Source organism: Streptomyces sp. NBC_01237 (genome assembly GCF_035917275.1).
GTDB lineage: Bacteria > Actinomycetota > Actinomycetes > Streptomycetales > Streptomycetaceae > Streptomyces.
The window spans coordinates 5,443,595-5,469,309 of record NZ_CP108508.1 but is presented as its reverse complement, the minus strand read 5'-3'; the positions used below and the strand labels follow the sequence as shown (position 1 = coordinate 5,469,309).

Annotated in this window: 32 protein-coding genes; 10 read left to right on the top strand and 22 right to left on the bottom strand. The window is 71.2% G+C overall.

Annotated features, from left to right (window positions below; all coding sequences use genetic code 11):
* Nucleotides 1-12 precede the first annotated feature (12 nt).
* From tsaE to OG251_RS24525, 11 genes are all read right to left on the bottom strand, one after another.
* Nucleotides 13-564: a tRNA (adenosine(37)-N6)-threonylcarbamoyltransferase complex ATPase subunit type 1 TsaE gene (tsaE, locus tag OG251_RS24575; protein ID WP_326679171.1), complete on the bottom strand. Its 552-nt coding sequence runs from the start codon at nucleotides 562-564 to the stop codon at nucleotides 13-15.
* A complete protein-coding gene (locus OG251_RS24570) occupies nucleotides 533-1,777 on the bottom strand; it encodes an alpha/beta fold hydrolase (RefSeq protein WP_326679170.1) in 1,245 nt (414 codons plus the stop codon). Before OG251_RS24570 ends, tsaE begins: the two co-directional genes overlap by 32 nt.
* A 12-nt stretch (nucleotides 1,778-1,789) precedes the next feature.
* Nucleotides 1,790-2,965 (bottom strand): alanine racemase, encoded by a 1,176-nt coding sequence (gene alr / locus OG251_RS24565; protein WP_326679169.1) that lies wholly within the window; start codon nucleotides 2,963-2,965, stop codon nucleotides 1,790-1,792.
* A 79-nt stretch (nucleotides 2,966-3,044) separates the two neighbouring features.
* Nucleotides 3,045-3,440, bottom strand: coding sequence for a DUF488 domain-containing protein (locus OG251_RS24560; protein WP_073718325.1), 396 nt, complete (start codon nucleotides 3,438-3,440; stop codon nucleotides 3,045-3,047).
* Between the two features lie 123 nt (nucleotides 3,441-3,563).
* On the bottom strand, nucleotides 3,564-5,012 hold the full coding sequence (locus OG251_RS24555; RefSeq protein ID WP_326679168.1) for an NAD(P)H-hydrate dehydratase: 1,449 nt from the start codon (nucleotides 5,010-5,012) through the stop codon (nucleotides 3,564-3,566).
* A 4-nt stretch (nucleotides 5,013-5,016) separates the two neighbouring features.
* Nucleotides 5,017-5,385, bottom strand: a complete 369-nt coding sequence (locus OG251_RS24550; protein ID WP_073718327.1) for a holo-ACP synthase — start codon at nucleotides 5,383-5,385, stop codon at nucleotides 5,017-5,019.
* A gap of 48 nt (nucleotides 5,386-5,433) precedes the next feature.
* Nucleotides 5,434-7,281 carry a glutamine--fructose-6-phosphate transaminase (isomerizing) gene (gene glmS, locus OG251_RS24545; RefSeq protein ID WP_326679167.1) on the bottom strand — a complete coding sequence of 616 codons (1,848 nt, stop codon included), beginning with the start codon at nucleotides 7,279-7,281 and terminating at the stop codon, nucleotides 5,434-5,436.
* Between the two features lie 164 nt (nucleotides 7,282-7,445).
* The gene (locus OG251_RS24540; protein ID WP_326679166.1) at nucleotides 7,446-8,801 is read right to left on the bottom strand and encodes a M14 family metallopeptidase; all 1,356 of its coding nucleotides are present in this window, start codon (nucleotides 8,799-8,801) and stop codon (nucleotides 7,446-7,448) included.
* 206 nt (nucleotides 8,802-9,007) lie between these two features.
* Nucleotides 9,008-10,321 (bottom strand): RNA polymerase sigma factor, encoded by a 1,314-nt coding sequence (locus OG251_RS24535; RefSeq protein WP_326679165.1) that lies wholly within the window; start codon nucleotides 10,319-10,321, stop codon nucleotides 9,008-9,010.
* Between the two features lie 2 nt (nucleotides 10,322-10,323).
* Nucleotides 10,324-10,674 (bottom strand): YciI family protein, encoded by a 351-nt coding sequence (locus tag OG251_RS24530; RefSeq protein WP_326679164.1) that lies wholly within the window; start codon nucleotides 10,672-10,674, stop codon nucleotides 10,324-10,326.
* Nucleotides 10,675-10,808: 134 nt separating this feature from the next.
* Complete coding sequence (locus OG251_RS24525; protein WP_326679163.1) at nucleotides 10,809-11,702, bottom strand: NADP-dependent oxidoreductase; 894 nt, start codon at nucleotides 11,700-11,702, stop codon at nucleotides 10,809-10,811.
* 70 nt (nucleotides 11,703-11,772) lie between these two features.
* Between OG251_RS24525 and OG251_RS24520 the strand changes: the two genes are divergently transcribed.
* The gene (locus tag OG251_RS24520; RefSeq protein ID WP_326679162.1) at nucleotides 11,773-12,348 is read left to right on the top strand and encodes a TetR/AcrR family transcriptional regulator; all 576 of its coding nucleotides are present in this window, start codon (nucleotides 11,773-11,775) and stop codon (nucleotides 12,346-12,348) included.
* A gap of 90 nt (nucleotides 12,349-12,438) precedes the next feature.
* Here the strand turns inward: OG251_RS24520 and OG251_RS24515 are convergent, their stop codons facing one another.
* Both OG251_RS24515 and OG251_RS24510 read right to left on the bottom strand, forming a co-directional pair.
* Nucleotides 12,439-12,927 (bottom strand): DinB family protein, encoded by a 489-nt coding sequence (locus OG251_RS24515; RefSeq protein WP_326679161.1) that lies wholly within the window; start codon nucleotides 12,925-12,927, stop codon nucleotides 12,439-12,441.
* 22 nt (nucleotides 12,928-12,949) lie between these two features.
* Nucleotides 12,950-13,576: a class I SAM-dependent methyltransferase gene (locus tag OG251_RS24510; protein ID WP_326679160.1), complete on the bottom strand. Its 627-nt coding sequence runs from the start codon at nucleotides 13,574-13,576 to the stop codon at nucleotides 12,950-12,952.
* An 88-nt stretch (nucleotides 13,577-13,664) separates the two neighbouring features.
* Between OG251_RS24510 and OG251_RS24505 the strand changes: the two genes are divergently transcribed.
* Nucleotides 13,665-14,273, top strand: a complete 609-nt coding sequence (locus tag OG251_RS24505) for a helix-turn-helix domain-containing protein (RefSeq protein WP_326679159.1) — start codon at nucleotides 13,665-13,667, stop codon at nucleotides 14,271-14,273.
* A 102-nt stretch (nucleotides 14,274-14,375) separates the two neighbouring features.
* Here OG251_RS24505 and OG251_RS24500 read toward each other — a convergent pair whose 3' ends face one another.
* Entirely contained in the window at nucleotides 14,376-15,422 is a 1,047-nt protein-coding gene (locus tag OG251_RS24500) for a hypothetical protein (protein ID WP_326679158.1), read from the bottom strand.
* A gap of 468 nt (nucleotides 15,423-15,890) precedes the next feature.
* Here OG251_RS24500 and OG251_RS24495 point away from each other — a divergent pair, with 468 nt between their 5' ends.
* Both OG251_RS24495 and OG251_RS24490 read left to right on the top strand, forming a co-directional pair.
* A complete protein-coding gene (locus OG251_RS24495) occupies nucleotides 15,891-16,166 on the top strand; it encodes a hypothetical protein (protein WP_326679157.1) in 276 nt (91 codons plus the stop codon).
* Nucleotides 16,166-17,104: an ATP-grasp domain-containing protein gene (locus OG251_RS24490; protein ID WP_326679156.1), complete on the top strand. Its 939-nt coding sequence runs from the start codon at nucleotides 16,166-16,168 to the stop codon at nucleotides 17,102-17,104. The genes OG251_RS24495 and OG251_RS24490 overlap by 1 nt, the downstream gene beginning before the upstream one ends.
* A gap of 75 nt (nucleotides 17,105-17,179) precedes the next feature.
* Here the strand turns inward: OG251_RS24490 and OG251_RS24485 are convergent, their stop codons facing one another.
* Nucleotides 17,180-17,695 carry a DinB family protein gene (locus tag OG251_RS24485; protein WP_326679155.1) on the bottom strand — a complete coding sequence of 172 codons (516 nt, stop codon included), beginning with the start codon at nucleotides 17,693-17,695 and terminating at the stop codon, nucleotides 17,180-17,182.
* 162 nt (nucleotides 17,696-17,857) lie between these two features.
* On the bottom strand, nucleotides 17,858-18,289 hold the full coding sequence (locus tag OG251_RS24480) for a hypothetical protein (RefSeq protein WP_326679154.1): 432 nt from the start codon (nucleotides 18,287-18,289) through the stop codon (nucleotides 17,858-17,860).
* Nucleotides 18,290-18,731: 442 nt separating this feature from the next.
* On the opposite strand from OG251_RS24480, the gene OG251_RS24475 reads away from it, so the two are divergent.
* The gene (locus OG251_RS24475; RefSeq protein ID WP_326679153.1) at nucleotides 18,732-19,319 is read left to right on the top strand and encodes a DinB family protein; all 588 of its coding nucleotides are present in this window, start codon (nucleotides 18,732-18,734) and stop codon (nucleotides 19,317-19,319) included.
* A 44-nt stretch (nucleotides 19,320-19,363) separates the two neighbouring features.
* Here the strand turns inward: OG251_RS24475 and OG251_RS24470 are convergent, their stop codons facing one another.
* A complete protein-coding gene (locus OG251_RS24470; protein WP_326679152.1) occupies nucleotides 19,364-19,741 on the bottom strand; it encodes a MerR family transcriptional regulator in 378 nt (125 codons plus the stop codon).
* Nucleotides 19,742-19,816: 75 nt separating this feature from the next.
* Between OG251_RS24470 and OG251_RS24465 the strand changes: the two genes are divergently transcribed.
* On the top strand, nucleotides 19,817-20,545 hold the full coding sequence (locus OG251_RS24465; protein ID WP_326679151.1) for an SDR family oxidoreductase: 729 nt from the start codon (nucleotides 19,817-19,819) through the stop codon (nucleotides 20,543-20,545).
* A gap of 106 nt (nucleotides 20,546-20,651) precedes the next feature.
* Here the strand turns inward: OG251_RS24465 and map are convergent, their stop codons facing one another.
* Nucleotides 20,652-21,419, bottom strand: a complete 768-nt coding sequence (map, locus tag OG251_RS24460; protein ID WP_326679150.1) for a type I methionyl aminopeptidase — start codon at nucleotides 21,417-21,419, stop codon at nucleotides 20,652-20,654.
* Nucleotides 21,420-21,480: 61 nt separating this feature from the next.
* On the opposite strand from map, the gene OG251_RS24455 reads away from it, so the two are divergent.
* Nucleotides 21,481-21,756: a helix-turn-helix domain-containing protein gene (locus OG251_RS24455; protein WP_326679149.1), complete on the top strand. Its 276-nt coding sequence runs from the start codon at nucleotides 21,481-21,483 to the stop codon at nucleotides 21,754-21,756.
* A 156-nt stretch (nucleotides 21,757-21,912) separates the two neighbouring features.
* On the opposite strand, the gene OG251_RS24450 is transcribed toward OG251_RS24455, so the two are convergent.
* Complete coding sequence (locus OG251_RS24450) at nucleotides 21,913-22,122, bottom strand: DUF397 domain-containing protein (RefSeq protein WP_326679148.1); 210 nt, start codon at nucleotides 22,120-22,122, stop codon at nucleotides 21,913-21,915.
* A 225-nt stretch (nucleotides 22,123-22,347) separates the two neighbouring features.
* On the opposite strand from OG251_RS24450, the gene OG251_RS24445 reads away from it, so the two are divergent.
* Complete coding sequence (locus OG251_RS24445; protein WP_326679147.1) at nucleotides 22,348-22,986, top strand: LysE family translocator; 639 nt, start codon at nucleotides 22,348-22,350, stop codon at nucleotides 22,984-22,986.
* 26 nt (nucleotides 22,987-23,012) lie between these two features.
* On the opposite strand, the gene OG251_RS24440 is transcribed toward OG251_RS24445, so the two are convergent.
* From OG251_RS24440 to OG251_RS24430, 3 genes are all read right to left on the bottom strand, one after another.
* Complete coding sequence (locus OG251_RS24440; protein WP_326679146.1) at nucleotides 23,013-23,504, bottom strand: MarR family winged helix-turn-helix transcriptional regulator; 492 nt, start codon at nucleotides 23,502-23,504, stop codon at nucleotides 23,013-23,015.
* A 133-nt stretch (nucleotides 23,505-23,637) separates the two neighbouring features.
* A complete protein-coding gene (locus OG251_RS24435) occupies nucleotides 23,638-23,847 on the bottom strand; it encodes a DUF397 domain-containing protein (RefSeq protein WP_326679145.1) in 210 nt (69 codons plus the stop codon).
* Nucleotides 23,844-24,680, bottom strand: a complete 837-nt coding sequence (locus tag OG251_RS24430; protein WP_326679144.1) for a helix-turn-helix domain-containing protein — start codon at nucleotides 24,678-24,680, stop codon at nucleotides 23,844-23,846. The genes OG251_RS24435 and OG251_RS24430 overlap by 4 nt, the downstream gene beginning before the upstream one ends.
* A gap of 92 nt (nucleotides 24,681-24,772) precedes the next feature.
* Between OG251_RS24430 and OG251_RS24425 the strand changes: the two genes are divergently transcribed.
* Together OG251_RS24425 and OG251_RS24420 are read left to right on the top strand one after the other, a co-directional pair.
* On the top strand, nucleotides 24,773-25,006 hold the full coding sequence (locus OG251_RS24425; protein ID WP_326679143.1) for a hypothetical protein: 234 nt from the start codon (nucleotides 24,773-24,775) through the stop codon (nucleotides 25,004-25,006).
* Nucleotides 25,003-25,707, top strand: a complete 705-nt coding sequence (locus tag OG251_RS24420; protein WP_326679142.1) for a hypothetical protein — start codon at nucleotides 25,003-25,005, stop codon at nucleotides 25,705-25,707. Before OG251_RS24425 ends, OG251_RS24420 begins: the two co-directional genes overlap by 4 nt.
* The last annotated feature ends 8 nt before the right edge of the window (nucleotides 25,708-25,715 follow it).

Below are 25,715 nucleotides of genomic sequence, written 5' to 3'. Positions count from 1 at the left end.
GCACCGGCCGCCCTACGCCAACTCCGCCCGCAGCCCCGCCCAGCGCGCGCCGATCCCCACCAGCGTCACCTCGCGCCGCTCGTCGTCCGTGTCGCCGACCGCCCGGCCGATGAACACCTGGAGCCGGTCGTCCGACAGCTCCTCGACCTTGCCGTCGCCCCACTCCACGACCACCACCGAATCCGGCAGGGACACATCGAGGTCGAGGTCCTCCATCTCGTCGAGCCCGCCGCCCAGGCGGTACGCGTCGACATGGACCAGTGCCGGGCCGTCGGCCAGCGACGGGTGGACCCGGGCGATCACGAAGGTGGGGGACGTGACGGCGCCGCGCACTCCGAGCCCCTCACCGAGGCCCCGGGTCAGCGTCGTCTTTCCGGCACCCAGTTCGCCGGTGAGCATCACCAGGTCGCCGGGGGCCAGCACGCGGGCGAGCCGGCGGCCCAGCTCCCGCATCTCTTCGGGGGACTCGACGGTCATCCGTACGGTGACGGCTTCCCCGTCCGCGGTGCGGGACTCGGCGCCCTCGGGGACCTCAGCGGCCGGGCTGTTGTGCGGTGCTTCCATGCTCGCCAACGTTAGCCGCCGCGGGCACCGCGCCGATCCGCACCAGCAGGTCCGCGAGCCGGTCGGTGACGGTCTCCGGGTGCTCCAGCATCACCAGGTGCCCCGCGTCCGGCACGATCACCAGCTCGGCGTCCGGCAGCACGTCCGCGATGGCCTCGCTGTGCGAGCTGGGCGTCACCAGGTCCTTGTCGCCCGCCAGGATCAGCACCGGGACCTCGCGGAACGCGGGCAGCGCCCCGCTCTTGTCGTGTTCGGTGAAGGCGGGATAGAACTCGGCGACCACGTCGATCGGGGTGGACTCGATCAGCCGCTCGGCGAACCGCGCCACCGCCGGGTCCACGTCCCGCGACCCGAACGAGTACCGCTTGATCAGCCCCGCGAAGAGGTCGGCCGTGGCCCGCCGCCCCCGCTCCACCAGCTCCGCCTGCGAACCGAGCGCCTTCAGCATCCCGGGCAGCACCCGGCGCACCGCGTTCACGCCCGCCACCGGCAGCCCGAAGCTCACCTCGCCGAGCTTCCCGCTCGACGTGCCGATGAACGCGACGGCGGCCACCCGGTCGCGGACCAGGGCCGGGTACTGGTCGGCGAGCGCCATTATCGTCATGCCGCCCATCGAGTGGCCGACCAGGACCAGTCGGCCCTCGGGGGCCGCCGCGTCGATGACCGCCTTCAGGTCGCGCCCGAGCTGGTCGATGCCGACCGGTACGCCGTCGGCCTGGGCCCGGCCGCGCTCGGAGCGGCCGTGGCTGCGCTGGTCCCAGTGGACCGTGCGCACCAGACCGCGCAGCGCCGCCCGCTGGAAGTGCCAGGAGTCCTGGCTGAGGCAGTAGCCGTGGCTGAAGACGACGGTGACCGGTCCGGGTGCCTTGCGTCCGAAGAGCCGTCGCCGCCGCGAACCGGTGCCGCTCCCGCCCGCCCCGGCCTCCGGGGTGGGCGGCTCGATCTCGTCGACCTCGTAGTACAGCTCGGTCCCGTCGTCCGCGAGGGCCCGTCCCGGCATGCCGCGCAGCGAGCCGTAGGGGCCGGTGGCGTCCAGCGCCAGCCGGGCCCTCTTGCGCATGCCGCGCCCCACGGTGAGGCGCTCGACCGCGACCCCGGCCGCCGCACCCGCGGCGAGCACTCCTATCGCGGCCCCCGCGACACCTGCCCGGCGCCAGCCTGCCGCCGCGGCCGCCGTCGCCGCCGCCACGTCCCCCGCGCTGCTCTCGCTCACCGTGCCGCGCTCCTAGTCGTTGTCGGTCGGGATCTCGTGCGGCTCGTCCTGCTCGTTCACATACACGCGGGGCACCCGGGCCCCGATCCGGGTGACGATCTCGTACGCGATCGTGTCGGCGGCCACCGCCCAGTCCTCGGCGGTCGGCTCGCCCCGGTCCCCCGGCCCGAACAGCACGGCGTCCGCGCCGGTCCCTGGCCGGTCGCCTTCGAGGTCGACGACGAACTGGTCCATGGCCACGCGGCCCGCGATCGTGCGCACCCTGCCGTCGACCAGGACCGGGCCGCGGCCCGAGGCGTGGCGCGGGATGCCGTCCGCGTAGCCGACGGGGATCAGGCCGAGGGTGGTCTCGGCGGGGGTCGTGTAGAGGTGCCCGTAGCTGATGCCATGACCGGCCGGGACCTCCTTGACCAGGGCGACGGACGCGGCGAGCGTCATCACGGGGCGCAGTCCGAAGTCGGCGGACGTGCCCAGCTCGGGGCTGGGCGAGATGCCGTACATCGCGATCCCGGTCCGGACGAGGTCGAAGCGCGCCTCGGGGAGGGTCAGGGTGGCCGGGGAGTTGGCCATGTGCCGCACCTCGGGCTCGACGCCCGCCTTCTCCGCGTGCGCGACCATGTCGCGGAACACGCCGAGCTGGGCGGCGATCGAGGGGTGGCCCGGCTCGTCGGCGCAGGCGAAGTGGGACCAGAGTCCGGTGATGGCGACCAGGCCCGCCGTCTCGGCGGTGAGGGCTTCGGCGACCAGTTCGGGCCAGTCGGCGGGCTGGCATCCGTTGCGTCCCAGGCCGGTGTCGGCCTTGAGCTGGATACGGGCCGGCCGGCCGGCCGCGGTGGCCGCGGCGACGACCTCGCGCAGCGCCCACATGCCGCTGACCGACACGTCGATGCCGGCCTCGATCGCCTCGCGCCAGGGGCCGCCCGGCGTCCACAGCCAGCACATGATCCGGCCGCCGAGCCCGGCGGCCCGCAGGGCCAGCGCCTCGTGCGGGGTCGCGGTGCCCAGCCAGGTCGCGCCCGCCTCCAGGGCGGCCTTCGCGCAGGGCACCGCACCGTGCCCGTAGGCGTCGGATTTCACCACGGCCATGAGGTGCGCTCCGCCCGCCCGCGCGCGCAGGACGCGCACGTTGGCGCGCAGGGCGGCGAGGTCGATCTCGGCACGGGCTCTCAGGGACGCTGTCTCGTTCATCGCGCCCAGTCTCTCAGAGGCGTACGGCGGCATCCCGTCACTGCCCGTCCGCCCGCCCGGTCAACCGTCTGTCAGGGTGTCAGTGGTGCTTCAGCGCGTGCTCCAGCTGGTCGACCAGGACCGGGACATGGCTGGCGGGTACGTCCTTCACGGCCGTGACCAGCGTCACCGGTCCGCCCGCGCGCACCAGGGCGATCAGCCGGTCGACGGCCTCCGTGTGGGCCGGGTCGCCCAGCTCGGTGCGGTAGCGGTCGACGAAGTCGTCGTACCGGGCGCCGGACCGGTCCTGGTGGTACCAGGACCGCAGCTCGTCCGACGGGGTGATGTCCTTCAGCCACAGATCGATCGCGGCCCGCTCCTTGGACACGCCCCGCGGCCAGAGCCGGTCGACCAGGACCCTGGTGCCGTCACCGTCCCCGGGCGGGTCGTAGACCCTGCGTACCCGTACGGAATCCGCATCCGCCGAACCGCTCACCGCACCGACCGCCTCTCCGTACGCCCCCGTTCCTCCCCCACCCTGGAGCGGTCCCGCCCGGCCCGCATCTCCCACCCGGCCGCCTTGTCCCGCCCGGCCCGCATGTCACCCGGCCCGCGCGTCTCACCCGGCCCGCACGTCGCGCCAGGCGGCCGGAATCCGGTCGGCGACGTCCTGCGCGGCCACCGGCGCCCCGTCCGAGCCGTGCCGGGCCGCGAGACCGTGCAGATACGCGCCCACCGACGCGGCGTCGCGCGGGGCGAGCCCGGCGGCCAGCAGGGACCCCGTCAGCCCGGAGAGCACATCGCCGCTGCCCGCGGTGGCGAGCCAGGAGGTACCGGTCGGGTTGACCCGTACGGGTGTGTCACGGGCCTCGGCGACCAGGGTGGTCGATCCCTTGAGCAGCACCGTGGCGCGGTAGCGGGCGGCCAGCTCCCGTACGGCGGCGAGCCGGCCCGCCTCGACCTCCTCGCGGGGTACGCCGAGCAGTGCGGCGGCCTCCCCGGCGTGCGGGGTGAGTACGGTGGCGGCGCCGCGCGTACGGACGGCGTCGGCCTCCATCAGCCGCAGCCCGTCCGCGTCGACGAGCACCGGGACGTCCGAGGCCAGCACGTCGGCGACCGCCGCCCCGGCCGCCGTACCGTCCCCGAGCCCCGGCCCCACCACCCAGGCCTGCACCCGCCCCGCCTTCGACGGCGGCCCGGTGTGCACCAGCGCCTCCGGGAAGCGGGAGATCACCGCGTCGCCGCCCGGTCCGACGTACCGCACCGCACCGGCACCGCCGCGCAGCGCACCCGCGACCGCGAGCACCGCCGCGCCCGGATAGCGCTCCGAACCGGCGACGACACCGACGACCCCGCGCCGGTACTTGTCGCTCTCGGCACCCGGAACCGGCAGCAGGGCCGCGACGTCCGCGTACTGCAACGCCTCCAGGTCCGGCGGCTCGGGCAGGTCGGGCCCCAGGCCGATGTCCACGAGCCGCAGGGCGCCCGCCCGTTCGGCGGCCGGGTCGATGAGCAGCCCCGGTTTGTACGTGCCGAAGGTGACCGTCGCGTCCGCCCGCACGGCCGTCCCGTGGATCTCCCCGCTGTCGGCCTCCACCCCGCTGGGCAGGTCCACCGAGAGGACCGGGGCCCGTGACCCGGCGACCGCCCGCACCAGCGCGGCGGCCTCCGGGCGCAGCCCGCCGCGCCCGCCGATCCCGGTGATGCCGTCCACGACGAGGTCGACGGCGCCGAGTCCGTCCGGGCTGTCGAGCACCCGGCCGCCGGCCGCCTCCAGCGCGGCGAGCCCGCCCGCGTGGACCTTGTCCGGCGAGGTCAGCAGGGCCCGGACGCCCGCGCCCCGCCTGGCCAGCCGGGCCCCCGCGTACAGCGCGTCGCCGCCGTTGTCGCCGCTGCCGACCAGGAGCAGGACCCGGGAGCCGTACACCCGGCCGTTGCGCCGGAGCAGATCGCCGCAGGCCACGGCGAGCCCGGCGGCGGCCCGTTGCATCAGGGCGCCCTCCGGCAGCCGTGAGATGAGTGCCGCCTCGGCGGCCCGTACGGTCTCCACGCTGTACGCACGTCGCATACGGTCAACCCTCCGCGATCACCACGGCCGACGCCACCCCCGCGTCATGGCTGAGGGACACGTGCCAGCTCCGTACGCCGAGCTCGGCGGCGCGCGCCGCGACCGAGCCGCGCACCCGCAGCCGGGGCTGCCCGGAGTCCTCGACCCAGACCTCGGCGTCGGTCCAGTGCAGTCCGGCCGGCGCGCCGAGCGCCTTCGCCAGGGCCTCCTTGGCGGCGAACCTGGCGGCCAGCGAGGCGACCCCGCGCCGCTCCCCGCTCGGCAGCGTCAACTCCCTCTCCACGAAGAGCCGCTGGGCCATCTGGGGCGTACGCTCCAGCGCGGCGCCGAAGCGTTCGATCTCGGCAACGTCGATCCCGACCCCAATGATCACGAGCTCACCCTCGCCACTCCCCTTGTCATGCCTGTTGCCACTCCCGGCTCACTCCACGGTCACGGACTTCGCCAGATTGCGCGGCTGGTCCACCTCGTTGCCGCGGGCCGTCGCGAGCTCACAGGCGAAGACCTGGAGCGGCACGGTGGAGACCAGCGGCTGAAGCAGCGTAGGCGTAACGGGGATGGTGATGAGGTGGTCGGCATAGGGAGCGACGGCCTCGTCGCCCTCCTCGGCGATGACGATGGTGCGGGCGCCGCGGGCCCTGATCTCCTGGATGTTCGACACGATCTTGTCGTGCAGCAGGGAGCGCCCGCGCGGCGAGGGCACGATCACGACGACCGGCAGGTCCTCCTCGATGAGCGCGATCGGCCCGTGCTTGAGCTCGCCCGCGGCGAAGCCCTCGGCGTGCATGTACGCGAGTTCCTTGAGCTTCAGCGCGCCTTCGAGGGCGACCGGGTAGCCGACGTGGCGTCCGAGGAAGAGCACGGTGTTCTTGTCGGCGAGGGACCGCGCCAGCGCGCGTACGGGCTCCATGGTCGCGAGGACCCGCTCGACCTGCTCGGAGATGGCCGAGAGCTGCCGTACGACGGTCCTGATCTCGTCGCCCCACTTCGTCCCGCGCACCTGCCCGAGGTACAGGGCGACGAGGTAGCAGGCGACGAGCTGGGTGAGGAACGCCTTGGTGGAGGCGACGGCGACCTCGGGTCCCGCGTGCGTGTAGAGGACGGCGTCGGACTCCCTGGGGATGGTCGATCCGTTCGTGTTGCAGATGGCGAGGACCTTCGCGCCCTGTTCGCGGGCGTGCCGCACGGCCATGAGCGTGTCCATGGTCTCGCCGGACTGCGAGATGGCGATGACGAGGGTGCGGTGGTCGAGGATCGGGTCGCGGTAGCGGAACTCGCTGGCCAGCTCGGTCTCGCAGGGCAGCCGGGTCCAGTGCTCGATGGCGTACTTGGCGATCATCCCGGCGTGGAACGCGGTCCCGCAGGCCACGACGACGACCTTGTCGATCTCCCGGAGCACACCGGGCGCGATGCGCACCTCGTCCAGCAGCAGGGAGCCCTCCTGGTCGATCCGCCCGAGGAGGGTGTCCGCGACGGCCTTGGGCTGCTCGGCGATCTCCTTGAGCATGAAGTAGTCGTAGCCGCCCTTCTCGGCGGCGGAGGCGTCCCAGTCCACGTGGTACTCGCGCACCTCGGCGGCCCGCCCGTCGAACCCGGTGACGACGACCCCGGCCCGGCTCAGCTCGACGACCTGGTCCTGCCCCAGCTCGATCGCGGCGCGGGTGTGCGCGATGAACGCGGCGACGTCGGAGGCGAGGAACACCTCACCCTCGCCCACTCCCACGACGAGCGGTGAGTTGCGCCGGGCGCCCACCACCACGTCGGGCTGGTCGGCGTGCACGGCGACGAGGGTGAAGGCCCCCTCCAGCCTCCGGCACACCTGCCGCATCGCCTCGGCCAGCTCCCCGCACCCGGAGAACGCCTCGGCCAGCAGATGCGCCACCACCTCGGTGTCGGTCTCCGACTCCAGCGCGTGCCCGCGCCCGATGAGCTCCTGCCGGAGCGCGGCGAAGTTCTCGATGATCCCGTTGTGCACGACGGCGACCCGGCCCGCGTTGTCCAGATGCGGATGGGCGTTGATGTCGTTGGGCGCCCCGTGGGTGGCCCACCGGGTGTGCCCGATGCCGGTGCGACCGGCCGGAAGGGGCCGGTCCTTCAGCTCCTTCTCCAGATTGACGAGCTTGCCCGCCCTCTTCGCGGCGGCCAGCCCGCCGTCCGCGAGAACGGCGACACCCGCCGAGTCGTAGCCCCGGTATTCGAGGCGCTTGAGACCTGCGACGACGACGTCCTGCGCCGACTGCCCACCGACGTAACCCACGATTCCGCACATATCGGCACCCTAAGGCCGCGGCCTCCCCACAGGCGGAGGAGCACGCGGGACGGATCAGCCACCCTTCGGACGCACCGGTTCCGCACGTCCCGAGGAGCAGCCGATCACGCCCCGCGCTTCGGCCTGTCCGGCCGTCGGGCGCGGTTACCGCGCCCGTCCGGCCCTCAGGAGCAGTACTGCGCCTGCTTGCCGATCGACCGGTACATGCAGTCGGCGTTCTCGATCAGCTGGAGCACCGCGTCCCGGTTGCGCGAGGTCTCCCGCTCGATCACCTCGTCGGGCGGGTAGAAGCCGCCGCCCCCGGCCGATCCCGGATACATCTCGAAGGTGTAGGCGAAGATCTTCTGCGAGCCCCACAGCCAGTCGTCGATCGACCCGTCGGTGATGTAGAGGTCGCTGGACTGCTCGGCGGTGTAGCCGTTGCTCGTGCCCATCTTCTTGCCGACGGCGGCGAACGCGTTGCGGTCGTCGGCCGTCATGCCGGCGGCGGTGTCGTCGTAGGTGTAGCCGAACGGCCACAGCACCAGCTGGCTGTACGTGTGGAAGTCGATGCCCGCCGTGATCTGCTGCTTCCCGCCGACCACCCGGCTGCGGACGAAGTCGGCGACGACCTTCGTCTCGGGCGCGGATTCGGCCGCGGCCCCGCGGTAGGTCTCCGACGACGTGCTGGAGGAGGAGCCGCCGCAGCAGCCCCACTTGTAGGCCCAGTTGCGGTTGAGGTCCGTTCCCACGGCGCTGGAGCCGGAGTTGGGCTGCCGGTTCTTGCGCCAGCTGCGGTACGAGCCCGACGCGATGTCGTACTCGCCGCCGTCGGGGTTCAGGTCCGGCACGATCCACAGCTCGCGGCCGTTGACCGCCTGGGTGATCCGGGAGTCGGTGCCGTAGTCCTCACCGAGTTCGCGGAGCAGGTAGAGCGACATCTCGACGGTCAGGTGCTCGCGGGCGTGCTGGTGGGCGGTGAAGAGGACCTCGGGCTCGGCCTCGTCGGTGCCGACGTTGTCGCTGACCTTGATCGCGACGATGTCCCGGCCCTGGTAGGTCTTCCCGATCACGCGCTTGCTCATGATCGAGGGGTACGCGGCGATGCGCGCGTCGATCTCCGCGTTCATCTCGGCGTAGTTGTGGTAGCCGGAGTCGGACGGCGGAAAGTCGAGGATGCCGGTGTCACCCGCCGCGACCGGTTCGGCCCGAGGCGCGGGCAGCGCCTCCAGCACATGGCCGCGTGCCCGGAGCTTCTTGGCCTGGGCGGCGTCCGCGGTGATCACGATGCCGTGGTCGTGCACCTCGTCGATCGAGACCCCGGTGCGGGCGATCTCGGTGCGGGCGGCGGCAGTGGTGCGTCCGGTGATCTCGTACTGGGAGGTCTGCTCGTCCGCGGCGACGACCGCGCTGCGCCCCGAGGTGTCGGTACTGGCGACGGCGGTGACGGGGGCGGCGAGTCCGAGGGCGAGCAGGACGGCGAGGGTGGCGTTCCGCCTGGTTCTCGTCGGCCGGGATTTCCGTGCGTGGAGAAGTCGCATGCTGGAGTCTCCTGAGTCCGGATGGGTGGGGGGATGGACCTGTGCGACGCGGATATGGTCGTGTCGTGACATGGCCGGGTCAAGAGGATGGTTCCGGCCATGGGCCCGATGCCGACGGGCGCGGCGGGGCGCTCTCCTGCCCCGCCGAGCGCCCCGCCGCCCCCGCGCACCCCCCGCACCCCCATCGATGAGCTGCCCCGCGCCCCCTACCGACCGGGCGCCCCACCGCCCCGCTCGGCCTCCGCGAGCCGCAGGCGCAGCGCGGCCTTCTCCGGTTCGGCGCCCGGCAGTTCGAGCGCTTCCCGGTACGCGGCGGCGGCCTCGCCGAAGCGCTCCAAGCGGCACAGCAGGTCGCCCCGCGCGGCCGGATACGGCGGGTACGCGCGCAGCCTCGGCTCCCCGGCGAGCGCGTCGAGCAGCGCGAGCCCCGCCTCCGGGCCGTCCCGCATCGCCACCGCCACCGCCCGGTTCAGAGCGACCACCGGGGACGGGGCGAGCGCGAGCAGCACGTCGTACAGGGCCACGATCTGCGGCCAGTCCGTGCTCGCGACGTCCGCCGCCTCGTCGTGCAGGGCGGCGACGGCGGCCTGCACCCCGTACGGCCCGGCCGGTCCGCCGGTCAGCGCGTCGACCACCAGGACGCGCCCCTCCTCGATCATGTCCCGGTCCCAGCGCCCCCGGTCCTGCTCGTCCAGCAGCACCGGCTCGCCGCCCGGCCCGGTGCGGGCATCGCGCCGGGCGTGGACGAGCAGCATCAGGGCGAGGAGCCCGGCGGTCTCGCGTTCGGCGGGCAGCAGCCGGCGCAGGATCCGGGCCAGCCGGATCGCCTCCTCCGCCAGGTCCGTCCGCTGGAGACTGGGCCCGGAGCTGGCGGCGTACCCCTCGGTGAAGATCGAGTAGAGGGCCTGGAGCACCCCGGGCAGCCGCTCCGGCAGCTCGTCGGCGCCGGGCACCCGGAACGGGATGCGGGCCTCGCGGATCTTCTTCTTCGCCCGCACGATCCGCTGGGCCATGGTGGCGGTCGGCACCAGGAAGGCCCGTGCCACCTCCGGTGTGGTGAGTCCGGCCAGGCAGCGCAGGATCAGGGCGGTCCGGTCCTCGGCGGCGAGTGCCGGGTGGGCGCAGGTGAAGAACAGCTGCAACCGTTCGTCGGGCAGCTCACCGGTGGCGCCACCGGCCGGTGCGGCGTACGCGCGCTCCGTCGCCGCCCGTTCCGTCTCCGCCCGTTCCGCGTCCGCGCGGAGGACGGCGAGCCGGGCCGCGTACGCCTGGTCCCTGCGCAGCCGGTCCACCGCCTTGCGCCGGGCCGTCGTCAGCAGCCAGGCCCCGGGGCGGGCCGGCACCCCGTCGGCCGGCCAGTGCAGCAGCGCGGCCTCGATGGCCTCCGACGTCACCTCCTCGGCCAGGTCGAGGTCCCCGAACCGGCGGACGAGGGAGGCCAGCAGCAGACCGCGCTCCTCCCGGAACACCGCCTCGACGGAAGCCCGCGCCCCCTCCGCCCCGGCTCCCCCGCCCGTCACCGTCAGGCCCCGAAGTCGGCCACGGGCCGTACGACGACGGCGCCGCTGCCGCGCGAGCCGGGGCAGCGGGCGGCCCAGTCGAGCGCGGTGTCGAGGTCGGGCACGTCGATGACGAGGAACCCGCCCAGCACCTCACGCGTCTCGGCGAACGGCCCGTCCGTCACGGTCCGCTCCCCCGTCGGCCCGACGCGGACGGTGGTGGCGGTGACCAGGTCGGCCAGCGACTCACCGGAGACATGGATGCCCGCGTCGCGTACGGCCCTGTCGTAGTCCATCCAGTCCTCGACGGTGCACTCGGCCGCCCCGCCGTTCTCGTCGATCGCCCCGCTGTGGATCAGCAGCATGTACTTCATGGTCCCGGCTCCTGTCGTGTCCTGCCCTGTCCCGTCGCACCCCACCGCGGGGGTGCCTTTCACCATGACGACGAACGGGACAGGGCTCGATCGACACGCCCCGGAGAATTTTTTCTTCCGCGCGGGAAAACGACTCAGACGACGATGACCCGGCGCCCGCGCGTGTGACCGGCCTGGCTGTCGATGTGCGCCGCAGCGGCCTCGGTGAGCGGGTACGACTTCTCGACCGGGATGTGGAGCTTTCCCCGCGAGATGAGGCCGGCCGCCACGGCGAGCGCTTCCGGCACGCTCCCGGCCACGCCGGAGAACCGGACCCCGAGATCCGGCGCGTCGAGATCGGCGATGGAGATCACCTTCTGCGGATCCCCGGTCAGTTCCACGAGCTCAGGGATCACGCCCGAGCCGGCCAGATCGAGCGCCGCGTCGACGGGGCCGAGCTGCCGCACCCGCTCGGCCCAGCCCTCGCCGTACGTCGTGGCGAGGGCTCCCAGGCCGCGCAGATAGTCCTGGTTCGCGGCCCCGGCCGTGCCGATGACCGTGATGCCGCGGTCGCGGGCGATCTGAAGCACCGCCGAACCGACTCCCCCGGACGCGCCGCTGACCAGCAGCGTCTGCCCGGACCGCACACCGACCTGGCCGATGATGCGCAGCGCGGTCTCCACCACGGAGGGGTACCCGGCCGCCTCTTCGAAGGTCAGGCCCTCGGGCATACGGGCCCAGGCCGACAGCACGGCGAACTCGGCGTAGGTGCTCGCCCCTTCGCCGAACACATGGTCGCCGACCGCGATCCCTTCGACGCCCTCGCCGATCCCGTCCACCACCCCTGAGGCGTCCAGCCCGACCCCGGCGGGCAGTTCGAGCGGATGGGCCGCCAGGATCTGGCCCTCCCGAACCCGCCAGTCGACGGGGTTCACACCCGCCGCCCGTACGGCGATGCGTATCTGGCCGGGGCCCGCTTGGGGCTCCTCGGCGTCCACGAGTTGCAGAACGTCCGGACCGCCGAACTCGGCGAAGCTCACTTTCTTCATACGGCCGAACGTAACACTAACGGTTAGCTTTTTGGAACTGTTCCATTTTCGCATTTGATAGCGTCAGGGCATGACCGTGCAGTCCGGACGCCGTGAGCGCAAGAAGGCCGCGACCCGCCAGAAGATCGCTGACACCGCCCTGCGGCTCTTCCTGGAACGCGGGTACGACGCCGTGGGCATCCGCGACGTGGCCGCCGAGGCCGATGTGGCCGTCACCACGCTCTTCTCCCACTTCGCCTCCAAAGAGGCCCTGGTGTTCGAGCGGGACGAGGACTTCGAGCACCGCCTCGCGCGGGCGGTCACCGGCCGGGCCCCGCACGAGCCGCTCATCCCCGCGCTGCGCCGCGAGATCCTGGCCCTGGTACGCCATTGCACGGCGGACGGCGCCGCCCCGATCTGGCGGATGATCGACGGATCACCCGCCCTGCGGAAGTACGAGGAGTCGATGCGGCTGCGCCATGCGGCGTCGCTGGCAACGGCCATCGCCGCCGATCTCGGCCTGCCGCAGCCCACAACGGCCTGCCGGACGATCGCGAGGTTCGCGATCGACGCCCATTCGCTGGCCCGCGAGGCGGCCGATCCGGAGGCCGCGGTGGACGAGATCTTCCTGATGATCGAGGCGGCCTGGGCGGTCGCCCGCCCCTGAAGGGGGCACGTTCGCCGAAGGAGGCGCGTTCGACGCGTCGGCCACGGCCGTGGCGCCGTGACCAGGTGTTCCGGTCCGGGAGAAGGTGGATCAGCGGCCGGTCGTACGGTCGATGAGTTCGCGGAGGATGTCCGCGTGGCCCGCGTGCCGGCCGGTCTCCTCGATCAGGTGGGTGAGTGCCCAGCGGACGCTGGGAGCGGGGCGGTCCTGCCGGGACCGGGGGACCGGTGCGCCGAGATCGGCGCACCCGTCGAGAACGGCGTTGGCGCGCTCGACCGCCTCTCGGTAGCGAGCGACGACACCGGCCGCGCTGTCCCCCGGTGCGGCCCGGAACGTCGCCTGCCAGTCGGTGACGTCGTCCCCGAGGAACATCGAACGCTCGACGAGGGTCAGATGGTTGAGCAGGCCGAGCAGGTTCGTGCCCGACGGCACCGCGGCTGTGCGCACCTGCGGTTCGGGGGCGCCGTCGACCTTCGCGGCGATCGAGGTCCGGAGGTAGTCGAGGAATCCACGCAGGACCTCCCTCTCGCTGTTTCCGGTCCGGGGCGGCGGGGTGTCGCGGCGCGTGGTGCCGGGCACGGCGTCTCCTTCACCGGATGCGTCAGGCGGTGCGGCGCAGGAGGAGGACGTGGTCGGTGACCTCGGCGGTGCTCCCGTCCGGTCCGGTCGCGATCCGGCGGGGTGAGTCGGCCCGCTCGACCGTCCAGGTCTCCGGGGCCAGGCCGATGTCCGCGGCGATCTCCCGCGGGCCCGGGTAGCGGGCATCGGGGTCCTGGTTCCACGACCACGGTGCGGCCGAGCCGTGGTCGACGACCAGCAGCCGCCCGCCGGGGCGCAGTGCGTGCGCGGCCGAGCGCAGGGCGGTTGCCCGGTCCAGGGCGAAGGGGGTCTGTAGGTAGTGGGCGCAGATCAGGTCGAATCCGCCGGGCGGGAACGACGTGTGCACATCGTGCGGCACGGTGACGACACGGTCGTCCAGGCCGTGCGAGCGGGCGAGGGCGGCGAGCCGTCCGACCGCCACGGCCGAGATGTCGACGGCGGTGACGTGCCAGCCCTGGCGGGCGAGCCACAGCGCGTCGCCGCCTTCGCCGCATCCGAGGTCCAGCGCGTCACCGGGCGGCAGGCCCGTCACCGTCTCGGTGAGGCGGGCGTTCGGCCGCGGGCCGTCGGCCGCCGGCCGGGCCGCGTGGACCCCGTCCCAGAACGCGACCGCTTCGGTGGTGCTCATCAAGACTCCCTGTGTCGGTGGGTACGTGAGTCTTGCCGCGCACCCCGCGATCCGGCACGGAAACTTGCGGTAATGGCAAGATGGCCCGATGGATGGCACGAGCGACGACGACGTGCTCGACGCGGTGGGGCCACGGCTGCGCGCGCTGCGCCGCGAACGCGGCATCACCCTCGCCGACCTCGCGTCGGCCATCGGCGTCTCGGAGAGCACGCTGTCCCGGCTGGAGAACGGGCAGCGCCGGCCGAGCCTGGAACTGCTGCTGCCGCTGGCCCGTACCTATGACGTTCCGCTGGACGACCTCGTCGGCGCCCCGCACACCGGCGATCCCCGCATGCACCTCAAGCCGGTCAGCCGGTTCGGGATGACCTTCGTGCCCCTGTCCCGGCGACCGGGCGGTGTGCACGCGTTCAAGATGATCGTCCCCGCCCGCCCGGAACCACGCGAACCGACCCCGCAGACCCACGAAGGCTTCGAATGGCTCTACGTGCTCAGCGGACGCCTGCGGCTCGTGATCGGCGAACGCGATCTGACCCTGCCGCCCGGCGAGGCAGCCGAGTTCGACACGTCGTTGCCGCACTGGCTGGGCAGCGCCGACGGCGGCGCGGTCGAACTCCTCATCCTGTTCGGCCTGCAAGGGGTACGTGCGCACGTACGCACCGGCCCTGACGGGTCGTCCGGGACCGGGAGGGGTCGGTGAAGGACGACGCCGGGGGGCGGCCCGTGACCGGCCGCGCGACCCCGACTTCCCCCGGAGCAAGGCCCCTTCGGTCGGTACTAGGAGACGAGCATCCCCCGCCCCTCACGCGCTGAGCAGGTCCGGTTCGCGGAAGGCTTCGGCCCGGTAGGCCCGGCAGTCCCGGCAGGGGCCCGCGTCCGGTGAGCGGAAGGCCCGGTCGCAGTCGTCGCAGTTCTGCATCGGGACGACCGGTGGCGCCGTCGGCAGCAGGGGCGGCAGCAGGGCGATGAGCCGGTGCCTCAGGAGCTTCGCCGGATGCTTGAGCGGTACGGGGAGGTCACCGGTCAGGGCGGCGCGGAGGGCGGCCGGGGTGGCGCCGCGTTCGAGCCAGGCGGCGGCACCGGGTGTGAGGTCCTGGACATCGCGCTCGGAGAGGACCAGATGAGGCACCGTGCGCGGAAGACCGGCGAGGAGATCGGCAGCCGCCCGGTGCAACTGGGGCGTCACGGCCTGCGGTACGGGGAGCGGCGGGGGCGGCGGCTTGGGCGCGGTGGGTGGCGGTACGAGGCGGGGCGCGGGAGTCCGCTCCCGTACGGGCATCGGCGCGGGAGTCGGCTCCCCTACGGGCATCGGCGCGGGAATCGGCTCCCCTACGGGCGCCGCGGCGGGCCGGGGCGTCGGCGCGGGGGCGGGCTCCCGTACGGGCGTCGGCGCGGGGCGCCGCGACGGGCCGGGTGGCGCGGGCGGCGCTGCTCGCTCCGGAGCCTTCGGAGATCCCGGACCGCTGGTGTTCCGTCGGCTCTTCGGGGCTTCCTGCGGGTGCCGGTCGCGCTCCGGCAGGTTGTACGACTCCGTACGCGTCGCGATGCGGCCGTCGCGAAGGTGCACGCGGACCCGCCGCAGGAAGCCATGGACCTCCAGCTCGCGCAGCGCACCGGCGATGCACCTCTCGCCCTCCTTGAAACGCTCGGCGAGCACCTTGATGCCGACCTTCGTTCCGGCGGGCAGCGACTGGATGTACGTGCTGAGGCCGATCGCGACCAGCGACAGATCGCCGTGCTGGGAAAGGGCGTTGGAGATGATCGAGAAGCGCTCGGTCAGCCGGACGTTGAGGTGCACGACACCGTGTGACGGGGCACGCGGGGGCACGCTAACCTGCTGGGTATCCATCGGGAAGCTCCTACTTCCTCGGCGGCCAGACCCTCGATCGGGATTGCAGCCCGGTCGGGGGTCGTCGCATGTCTGGGTGGTGAGCGTGAGCATATGCCAGCCAACCAGCCCGAAATCCAGCTCAGTTGGCAAACCTCACCCGTGCGGGTGACGCCCTGCGGATGGCCGGGGACAGGGGTGGGGAAGGGTTCTTTCCTCTCGGTTCTTGAAAAGCTTTTACGTCGTGGCCGACCGGGACCCGCTCCACCGCGACGCCCCGACCCACGACATGGCACACCGGGTCGCGGCCGGTCACGATCCGGTGCCGCGCGGTGCACCGGCTGCCAGGTTCGCCCCGCCTCCCCCACTGAAGTCCGTACGTCCAAGGAAGTTGAAACCGCGCCTAGTTCAAGATGCGGAGACGGGCCCACGGTGGTGTGATGGTGAGAGGAGTGTTAACCAAATCGACGCACAGCGGAGATGGTCATCATGACCTCCTTCAAGCTCGGAGATCCGGTTGAACAGGAACGCAAGGGACTGACGAAGTTCTCTTCCGCGGCTGCGGCCGCAGCGCCCCCGGTCGTCCTGCGTGTCCAGCCCGAGTCCTATATCTACCTACAGACCCCGGAGGAGTTGCGGGCGTGGGAAGAAGGGGTTCGGGCCACGACGGGCCTCAGGATCGATGCCAGCTACATGGCGGGCTCGGCGTCCGAGTCCTGCTCGTGCGGCTGCACCGATGACTGCTGCGTGGACTGTCCCGAATAATGATCCTCACGGTATCGATCGAGGATGATCTGCACACACTCGCCATCCGTGAGGCCGCGGCCCGCCGCCACTACAGCCCGTTCCACGTCGTTGAATGCGACCGGATCAGCGGGCGGCCCAGCCTCAGTTGGAGTTCGCACCGGGACTCGCCCGCCACGGTTCTGACCTCGGAAGGGATCGCGGTACCGCTGGAGGACGTCTCGGTGCTGTGGTGGCGGAGGATGAGGGCGAACCAGCAGAACTCCGCGGACGCGGCGAACGACCACGAGCGGCGGCTGGTCAACAACGACTGCCGCGGAGCGCTCGGAGGCATGCTGGCGGCCGCCTTCACCGGCCGGTGGGTGTCATCCCCGGAGGCGACCGACCGTGCGGCGGACAAGCTGTACCAGCTCGCCGTCGCACGGGAGGAAGGCTTCCGCGTACCGCGCACCCTGGTGTCGCAGTCGCGCCAGGAAGTGATCGAGTTCGTCCGCCGCACCGGCCGGGTCATCGTGAAGCCGGTGCTGGGGGCGAGCGGGCCGCTGATGTTCACTCAGTACCTCGACGACCCGTCCTCGATCCCCGAGGAGTCCTTCCGGGTGTGCCCCGCCGTCTACCAGGAGTACGTCCCCGGCAGGCGCCATGTCCGGCTCAACTGCTTCGGCGAAGACATGTGCGCGGCCCTCATCGAAACGGACCGGCTCGACTGGCGCCCCGATCTGAACGTTCCCATCACCAAGTGGGAGGTTCCGGAACCGCTCGCCCGCCGGGTCACGGCGGTCCTGCGTCGGCTCGACCTGCGTATGGGGATCATCGACATCAAGCTGATGCCGGACGGCGAACCGGTATGGCTGGAGGTCAACCCCCAGGGCCAGTTCCTGTTCCTGGAACCCCTCCTGGGCGAACCACTGGCCGACCGCTTCCTGGACTTCCTCATCGCGGAGGCCGCCGACGCCTGACCGTCGGGGAATCGGCGAACGATTGCGGCAACGGTCACCATCACCCGGCTCACCGAGCGGCGGTGACGCGATGATCTAGACGCCGGTCTGCCCGTCCACGAGTTCACGCACCACATCGAGGTGACCGTTGTGGCGGGAAATCTCCTCGATGAGGTGGAGGACCACCCAGCGCAGGTCCACATGGCGGCCGTCGCCGATAGGGCGCTCGGCCGTCGAGTCCAGGTCGCGATCGGCCACCAGGCGGCGGTAGCGGGCGCTCTGTTCCTCGTACTCGGCGAGAAGCCGAGGCAGGGGGACGTCGACCGCCGTCCGCATCTCGGGGTCGGGGTCGTCGTCGGTCGCCGCAGTGAGCGGCCCCTCGGGTTCCTCACCGAGGAACATCACCTGGATCCAGTGATGTTCGACCCATCGCAGATGGCTGATCAGCCCGCACATCGTCATCAACGGTGAATTCGGGAGCGGCGCCCTGCGGGCATCCTCCTCGGACACGCCCTCACACTTGGTTCGCGCCGTGTCACGGGCGTAATCCAGAAAGGTGGCCAGCTGCGTACGTTCGTCCCACGTGGGGGGCGTATCGGTTCGTTGTGTCATCGCGGGTGAGGCTCCCACAACTCGGACGCGGTGTCGCGTGATTTCGCAGCCGCGCGGGCGAGCGGGCAAGCGGGACCGGCCGCGGGACCCCGCCCGGAGGGGTTGATCACCGTCTTCCTGCTGGCCTACGGCGCGGCGGGAATCGTGAAACCCTTGCGCTCTCTACTTATCAAAGACAAACAAAAGGTGGTCGTCGTCCACATACCTGATATCGACCTCGCAGCCTTTCTGCACCGCCGATGAGCGGATGGCCAGAATGGTATCCCTGCCTTCCACATGCCTGACCACGCCGCCCTCATTCCATGAGAGCCGGTAATCTATGGTGACGGATCCGCTGTCGTTGGTACCCACATGGCGAACATCCTCCACCAGGACCCGAATATCCCGTCCCTGCGACCAGATCTTTTGGTCGCGGAAAAAAAGATACACAATATAGGCGATGCTGCCTGCGACAATAATGACGGAAATAATGATGGAAATAGCTATGGCGAAATCCACAGATGCACCCCTCGCGTAACCATTGTCATGCCGTGGACCGGTGCCGGTATTTGCCTGTACCGCACCATCACATTCACCGACAATAGCCGTCGGCACAGTTTCGGATCTGCATTGTACCGTCGCCCAATGCCACTGCCACAGCGGTACGGACAGTCATGGACTTCCTTTGCCGCCAACAGTGAGGTTGATTCTTCAGCGGTGCCACTCCGGGGTGAGTACTTGGCAATTGACGTCATGTGGTTGTGGCGGGCGGGACGGAAGGCCCTCCAGGACTTGAGGTGGGCAAGGCCGCGCGCCGATGCCCAGAGAGCGGGAATTGGCCCTCCCCTTACGTCAGGCTTGAGGCTGTATGCCGACGAAAGGGCTACGCCGTCACCCTCGCCACCACAGACGCCTTCGCACCCCTCGTCCTCGTCACCGCGCTCCTTCGGTCCGGACACCGATCGGGGTGACGGCTGAGGACGCGTAACAGGCGAGGCCCTGCGGACCACGTAAGGGATCTTGAGACCACGAACAGCCCATGGCAGGCTCATGCCGCATGATCGATGAATTCGCGAAGGACAACCTGCACGGAAGACTGCGGCGGGACCGCGAGGCGCTGCTCTGGAAACTCGACGGCTTGTCCGCATACGACGCCCGCCGGCCTTTGACAGCGACCGGGACCAACCTCCTCGGCCTCGTCAAACACATGGCCAACATCGAGGCCAGGTACTTCGGCGAGGTCTTCGACCGCCCTTCCCCGGAATCGCTGCCCCGGTGGCAGGACTCCGACGGCAGCGATCTGTGGGCGACCGAGGACGAGACCCGCGATCGGATCATCGGGTTCTACCGGCGCACGTGGGAACACTCGGACGCGACGATCAACGAGCTTGCCCTCGACGCCCCCGGCCACGTCCCGTGGTGGCCGGAGCCGCACGCCGACACGAACCTGTTCGCCATCGTGGTCCATGTCCTCGGCGAGACCATCCGGCATGCCGGGCAGGCCGATGTCCTGCGTGAGGGCCTCGACGGCCGGACCGGGCTGCGCCCCGAACACGAGCAGCCGATCGACGAGGAAGCCCGTGCGGCCCACTGCGCGAAGATCGAGCAGGCTGCCGCCGGGTCGGCCGCACCGGGCAACGCCTAGCACGCCACCCGCAGATCGCCGGAGCGGCGTCCGGCCGACCGTGCCTACGGGTGCGTGTCCGTGACCGCGATGACCTCGTCGAGGCGGTCCAGGGCGGCCTGGAGGTCGTCGGCCTTGGCCTGGATCCGGTCGCGCTCGGCGCGCAGCATGGCTCGTTGCTCGGCATCGGTGTGCCCGGAGTCCCAGCACGGAAGGAGTTCCGTGATCCTTCGGCTGGTCAGGCCGGCGGCGTACATCTGCTGGAAGAATTGGACCCGGGCGATGGCGTCCTGTCGGTAGAGGCGCTGGCCGGAAGGGCTGCGCTCCGCGATGAGCAACCCCTGCTGCTCGTAGTAGCGCACGGCGCGTACCGAGACGCCGGCACCGCGCGCCACCTCGCCGATGCGGATCAGCCGCCCGGCCGCGGCCTCTGTGACGGTCATGGTGACTCCTCTCACCCCGGCCCTGATGACCGACGCTTGCCCCTGACGTCAACGTCAGGTTTTAGCGTACCGGGCATGGACATCAACAACTCAGTCGCCCTTGTCACCGGAGCCAACCGCGGCCTGGGCCGCGCCTTCGCCCAGCGCCTGCTCGAACGGGGCGCCCGCAAGGTCTACGCGACGGCCCGCCGGCCGGAGACCGTGGACCTGCCCGGGGTCGTGGTGCTGCCCCTCGACATCGCCGATCCCGCGGCCGTGCGGGCCGCCGCCGAGGCCGCCCCGGACGTCTCGCTGCTCATCAACAACGCGGGGATCCAGACGGGGACCGACCTGGTCACCGGTTCGCTGGACGCGGTGCGGCACGAGCTGGAGACCAACGTGTTCGGCCACCTGGGAATGGTCCGGGAGTTCGCGCCGACGCTCGCCGGGAACGGCGGGGGCGCGATCGTCAACGTGCTCTCCGCCATGTCGTGGTTCGGGGGCAAGGGCGCCAACGCCTACCACCTGACCAAGGCCGCGGCCTGGGCCATGACCAACGGCGTCCGCCTGGAACTCGCCGAGCAGGGCACGCTCGTGACGGCGGTGCACCTCGGCCTGGCCGACACCGACATGGCCGCGGGCTGGCCCGTGGACAAGATCGCACCGTCGGACCTGGCCGACGCGGCGCTCGACGGTGTCGAGGCGGGTTCCGCCGAGGTCCTCGCCGACCGGTGGAGCCGGGACGTCAAGTCCCGGCTGCCGCTGACGCCGGAGGAGTTCAACGCCGCGATGGACCGCGCCCTGGCGGCGCTGACGGCGGCCTGAGGAGCTTCTCGGGCCGCACCGACTCCGGTCCGCGGTTGCTCCTGAGGTCGGTCAACCCGCGTACGGCGGTGCCGTGCCCGGCCGCCGGATGTGAGCGGATCCGTGGTCAGGGCAGGGTCAGGATGCGGGGGCCGTCCTCGGTGACGGCGATGGTGTGTTCGATGTGGGCGGCCCGGCTGCCGTCGATCGTGCGCAGGGTCCATCCGTCGGGGTCGGTGTAGTAGTCGTTGTGCCCTCCGGCCATGAGCATGGGCTCGATGGCGAGCGTGAGGCCGTGGCGCAGGGGGAAACCGCGGCCGGGCCGTCCGTGGTTGGGGACGTGGGGATCTTCGTGCATCGTGCGGCCGATGCCGTGGCCGCCGAAGTCGGAGGGCATGCCGCAGCCGGCCTTGCGGGCGACCGCGCCGATGGCATGGGAGATGTCTCCGATCCGGTGGCCGGTGGTGGCGGCGGCGATGCCCGCGTCCAGGGCCCGCTGGGTGGCGGCGATGAGTTCGAGGTCGGCGGGGCGAGGGGTGCCGACGATGAAGCTGATCGCGGCGTCCCCGGTCCAGCCGTCGAGTTCGGCTCCGCAGTCGAGGCCGACCAGGTCGCCGTCGCGCAGGCGGTAGTCGCCGGGGATGCCGTGCGCGACGGCGTCGTTCACGGACACGCACAGCACCGCGGGGAAGGGGGTGGGGGCGAAGGACGGTCGGTATCCGAGGAACGGAGAGCGCGCTCCGGCCTTGTCGAGAACGGTGCGGGCGGCTTCGTCGAGCTCGCTCAGGCGGACTCCCACGGCTGCCGCCGCGCGACCGGCCGCCAGTGCGTGGGCCACGACGCGTCCCGCCTCCCGCATCGCGTCCATTGCCGTGTCGGTCTTGATCTCCACCATGTTCCTGACTCCTTGCGATGCGCCGCTACCCAATACTTATACCGGTATTAGTATCACGGACATGGTGAGAGTTCCTTTGAGCCCGCAGGAGCGTCGACGTGGGCAGCGGTTCGGGGCCCTGCTCCGCGAGGCCCGCGGTGACCGCAGCATGGTGGACGTGGCAGCGGCGGCCGGAGTGTCCGCGGAAACCCTCCGCAAGATCGAGACCGGCCGGGCCCCGACCCCGGCCTTCTTCACCGTGGCGGCCCTGGCCCACGCGCTGGGCCTGTCGCTGGACGGCCTGGCCGTCGCCTGCGCGGAGGACGCCGAGGGCGGCGAGCGGGCCATGGCGGCGTGACCCGCCCCGCACCCACCGGCGGCGGGGGCGGAACTCCCTGACGCACCACGGCAGAAGCGCTCCCGCCCGCACGCACCCAGGCAGCGCGAAGCCCCACCGTGCGGCGCACGGTGGGGCCCTCTTCGAGAGGTATACGCCGGCCGGTTGGCCGGTTGCTCAGACGGTGCCGAACGCTCCGGCCTTGACGCCCGCCACGAAGCCGACGAACGCATCAGCGCGAAGGCTCAGGGTGGGGCCGGTCAGATCCTTGGAGTCACGCACGGGGACCACGCCGCGCGAGGCGACGAGGTCGGCAGCGACCTCGACGCAGTTGCCGCCGTTGTTGCTGTACGAGGACGTGAACCAGCGGGGGGATTCGGTCGTCACGGAGTGCCCTTTCCTGGCCGACTGATCATGGCAGCGGCCGACGCCCGGGACAGCGGCTTCGGCATGCCTCCGACAGTAGGCCGCCCACACGGGCGGAAGTGAGGCGCTTTCCCGTCCAGGTGACCCGCCCGAACCCGATGGGCAGCACCTGATGTACGTGCATTAGGTCACTAAGTGGGATGGAGGAGCGGAACAGCGGATCGGGTGGAGGTAGCCTGGCATTCCATGGCAATGAGTACTGCGCTGTGGTCCTTCGCCCTGGTTGTAGGGCTTCTCACTCTGACTCCCGGTCTCGACACCGCTCTGATCCTGCGCACCTCGGCCCTCGGCCGCCGCAGAAGAGCATGGGGCGTCGTCCTCGGAATCCAGACCGGCACCCTCCTCTGGGGTGCGTTCACCTCCCTCGGAGTGACCGCACTCCTCACGGCCTCCCACCTCGCCTACACGGCGTTGCGCTGGGTCGGCGCCGCCTACCTGGTCTGGATGGGTGTCCGCATGCTCCGGGACACCCTCCAAAAACGACCGGCCTCGGACACGAACGACTCCGGACTGCTCGCCGGTACGGACTCGACAAGCGGCGGCTGGCGGCAGGGCACACTCACCAACCTCCTCAACCCGAAGATGGGTGCCTTCTACGTCGCCGTCCTGCCCCAGTTCATCCCCGTCGGCGCGAACCACTTCACCATGGGACTCCTGCTCACCACGGTGCACATCCTCATCGGCCTGATCTGGTCGGCCGTCCTCATCGGTTTCGCCCAGGTGCTGCACGGCTGGCTCCGCAGGCCCCAGGCCCGCCGCCTGCTCGACCGGATCACCGGCACCGTCATCGCCGCATTCGGTATCCGACTGGCTCTCGGCGACTGAACGCCCCTCCCGCCACGGTCCGTTCGTCAGGAGCTCCCGGCTTCCCCGACGTTGGCCACCATCCTGCGCAGGACCTTGAGCGCCGCCACGTACTCCTCGTCGCTGATGCCCTCGTGGACCACGGCGCGCACCTCGGTCACCAGCTCGCGCAGCCGCACCCTGGCGGCCTCCCCGGCCTCGGTGAGGTGCAGGCGGTGCCCGGCGTCGAACCGCAGCCAGCCACGGTGGACCAGCTGGTCGACGACCCGCCCCACCTCGTGCGGCCCGTCCGCGAGGGGCGTCAGCTGGACGACGACCTCCTCACGACTCGGCGCCGAGGAACCGCCGTTCAGACGGTTCAACACCCAGTACTGCGGCTGCGTCACGTCGATCCTGGCCATCGCATCACGCAGATGCCGGGTGACGACCCCATGAGCGAGGCCGCTCCAGTACCCGACGGGCTGCGTGGCCAGCATGTCGTCCGTGGCGGCCGGATCGGCCGGTGCCTGATCGGTGGCGGTGTCGGTCGGCGGTTTCATGATCCGACGCTACATCCCAAAAGCGCGTCGGGGCCGGGCGATTGCGGCACGTGACGGTGTCGGGCCGGGACAGCACGAAGCCCCACCATGCGGAGCACGACGGGGCTGTCCGGCTCGGTGAGGAACCGGGTGTTCAGACGGTGCCGAACTCTCCGGCCTTGACGCCCGCCACGAAGGAAGCGAACGCATCGGCACGAAGGTCCAGGGTGGGACCGCTCAGATCCTTGGAGTCACGTACGGGGACCACGCCGCGGGAGGCGGCGAGGTTGGCGGCGACCTCGACGCACTGGCCGCCATTGTTGCTGTAGGAGGACGTGAACCAACGGGGGGATTCGGTCGTCACGGAGAGCCCTTTCGTAACTGCTCGATCATGGCCACGGATGTCGCCTGGGAGGGCGATTCTGCTTGTAGTTGATGGTAGGCCGTCAGCATGGGCAAGACCGAAGTACTTTCCCGTTCGAGATGCCCCCGCTGCGAAGACTCTGCGTACGACATCAGCGAGCGGTCCGGCATCGTCAACACCGTTATCGGCAGATCGAACGGCCGGTGCGCCAGATCGAACGGGGCAACCTGAAGCATGGTGTTCGGCTGCCGAGCGAACTCGACCAGCCGCTCCAACTGCGCATCCATGGCCGCAGTTTCGCCGATCGACCGGCGAATGCAGCTTTCGTCCAGCACGACGACCACCAGCGGCAGCGGCATGCGCACAAGTGCGGCTTGCCTCTCGGCAACCAACGCCACCCGCTCGTCAGCCTGCTCGGGCGTGATCGCCCCACGCGCCACCGCGCTTGCAGCCAGGATCGTCGCATACTCCGGGGTCTGGAGCAGGCCGGGCACGATGCCGACTTCGAACAACCTGACTTCTGCGGCTCGTCCCTCATACGCCACGTACTCCGGGAAGCCTTCCAACAGGCTGCCGTTCCGTAGTTCTCCCCATGTGCGCTCGAACGCCTCTGCCGTTCCAGCGAGCCCCAGCACGGTATCCAGGCTCCGCGAGAAACGGAGAGTTGGAGGTTTGCGTCCCGTTTCGATTGCTGAGATGTGCCTGCCCGAGTAGCCGACCAGCGCGGCAAGCTCGTCTTGCGTCCAGCCGCGAGCCTCACGCGACTTGCGGACACGTGCCCCGAAGGCGGCTTGCGGGCTCGCTTCGGGGTTTAACTCCTTGCGGTTTACCAATGTGCCCTCCCCTTAAGGAACGTTGAAGACAGCCAGACTTTAGGTCACGCTCATCTCACCTGGTAGCGAAATGACCACGGAGAGGAACGATCGTGTCTACGAAAAACGGTTCTCCGAACGGACGTACCCCCCACGCACCCGCCCCCGACACCCTCGTACGGCCGGTCGTCCACGACGGCCTGCCCGCGCCGGAGCCGTGCCGGGGCTGCCAGGAGATCGACCACGCCGAGGCCGTGGCCGGAGCCGAGCGCGACGCCACCAAACAGGCCGCCTGCCGGGCCTCACGCCGGCGCCACGAGACGGCCGAGCACGGAGCACCGTCATGACGACGGGGTTCCTGACGGTCCGGCTCGCCCTCACCCTCGGAGCCGCCGGAATCCTCCTGCGCCGGTACCTCCCCCGGATCATCCGGGCACTCGCCCCGCAACCACCCCGGCCACAACCCCTGTTCGCCGAGTTGCAGCGTATCGAGTCGGACCCCGTCTACCGGGCCCTGTTCCTCGCCGGGCTGGACGCCGCGCTCGCCCGGCACGACGCGGAACGCACCGCCCGGCTGCACGCGGTCGAAGCAGCCGCCGACCTCCTCCGACGCCTGGTCCGCCCCGCCCCCGGCCCCCGCCACGACGAACACGCCACCACCACGACCGGCACGGACTACGTCGCCGAAGTCACCGTGAGCGCCGGGACGAGACGCGCGGTCCCGATCGGCCGGATCACCGCACCCAACCGCCGCCTCGCCCTGCGATGGCTCCGCAGACAGGCACTCCGCCTCGCGGACGGCCACGGACACCTCATAGCCCCCGACACCACCCCATGGACCCAGGCGAAGAACGACGTCCGGCCGGTCACCTTCCACAGCTCCGACGCCCCCGAAAACCTCCGCGCCTGGGCCACCGACAACCAACGCCAGACCGACGCACTGCACCAGCTGGAAACCGGCCCCGGCACCCTGCTCACCGTCACCGACCCCGCCGTCGGCCTCCACATCACCCTCACCGGCCGACCCGCCCGACCCGCACGGCCGTAACACCCCAC

Coding starts and splice junctions, on each gene's coding strand:
- tsaE (WP_326679171.1), bottom strand. CDS start 564: ATGGAAGCACCGCACAACAGCCCGGCCGCTGAGGTCCCCGAGGGCGCC.
- alr (WP_326679169.1), bottom strand. CDS start 2,965: ATGAACGAGACAGCGTCCCTGAGAGCCCGTGCCGAGATCGACCTCGCC.
- OG251_RS24555 (WP_326679168.1), bottom strand. CDS start 5,012: ATGCGACGTGCGTACAGCGTGGAGACCGTACGGGCCGCCGAGGCGGCA.
- glmS (WP_326679167.1), bottom strand. CDS start 7,281: ATGTGCGGAATCGTGGGTTACGTCGGTGGGCAGTCGGCGCAGGACGTC.
- OG251_RS24540 (WP_326679166.1), bottom strand. CDS start 8,801: ATGCGACTTCTCCACGCACGGAAATCCCGGCCGACGAGAACCAGGCGG.
- OG251_RS24530 (WP_326679164.1), bottom strand. CDS start 10,674: ATGAAGTACATGCTGCTGATCCACAGCGGGGCGATCGACGAGAACGGC.
- OG251_RS24525 (WP_326679163.1), bottom strand. CDS start 11,702: ATGAAGAAAGTGAGCTTCGCCGAGTTCGGCGGTCCGGACGTTCTGCAA.
- OG251_RS24520 (WP_326679162.1), top strand. CDS start 11,773: ATGACCGTGCAGTCCGGACGCCGTGAGCGCAAGAAGGCCGCGACCCGC.
- OG251_RS24510 (WP_326679160.1), bottom strand. CDS start 13,576: ATGAGCACCACCGAAGCGGTCGCGTTCTGGGACGGGGTCCACGCGGCC.
- OG251_RS24505 (WP_326679159.1), top strand. CDS start 13,665: ATGGATGGCACGAGCGACGACGACGTGCTCGACGCGGTGGGGCCACGG.
- OG251_RS24500 (WP_326679158.1), bottom strand. CDS start 15,422: ATGGATACCCAGCAGGTTAGCGTGCCCCCGCGTGCCCCGTCACACGGT.
- OG251_RS24495 (WP_326679157.1), top strand. CDS start 15,891: ATGACCTCCTTCAAGCTCGGAGATCCGGTTGAACAGGAACGCAAGGGA.
- OG251_RS24490 (WP_326679156.1), top strand. CDS start 16,166: ATGATCCTCACGGTATCGATCGAGGATGATCTGCACACACTCGCCATC.
- OG251_RS24485 (WP_326679155.1), bottom strand. CDS start 17,695: ATGACACAACGAACCGATACGCCCCCCACGTGGGACGAACGTACGCAG.
- OG251_RS24475 (WP_326679153.1), top strand. CDS start 18,732: ATGATCGATGAATTCGCGAAGGACAACCTGCACGGAAGACTGCGGCGG.
- OG251_RS24470 (WP_326679152.1), bottom strand. CDS start 19,741: ATGACCGTCACAGAGGCCGCGGCCGGGCGGCTGATCCGCATCGGCGAG.
- OG251_RS24465 (WP_326679151.1), top strand. CDS start 19,817: ATGGACATCAACAACTCAGTCGCCCTTGTCACCGGAGCCAACCGCGGC.
- map (WP_326679150.1), bottom strand. CDS start 21,419: ATGGTGGAGATCAAGACCGACACGGCAATGGACGCGATGCGGGAGGCG.
- OG251_RS24455 (WP_326679149.1), top strand. CDS start 21,481: ATGGTGAGAGTTCCTTTGAGCCCGCAGGAGCGTCGACGTGGGCAGCGG.
- OG251_RS24445 (WP_326679147.1), top strand. CDS start 22,348: ATGGCAATGAGTACTGCGCTGTGGTCCTTCGCCCTGGTTGTAGGGCTT.
- OG251_RS24440 (WP_326679146.1), bottom strand. CDS start 23,504: ATGAAACCGCCGACCGACACCGCCACCGATCAGGCACCGGCCGATCCG.
- OG251_RS24420 (WP_326679142.1), top strand. CDS start 25,003: ATGACGACGGGGTTCCTGACGGTCCGGCTCGCCCTCACCCTCGGAGCC.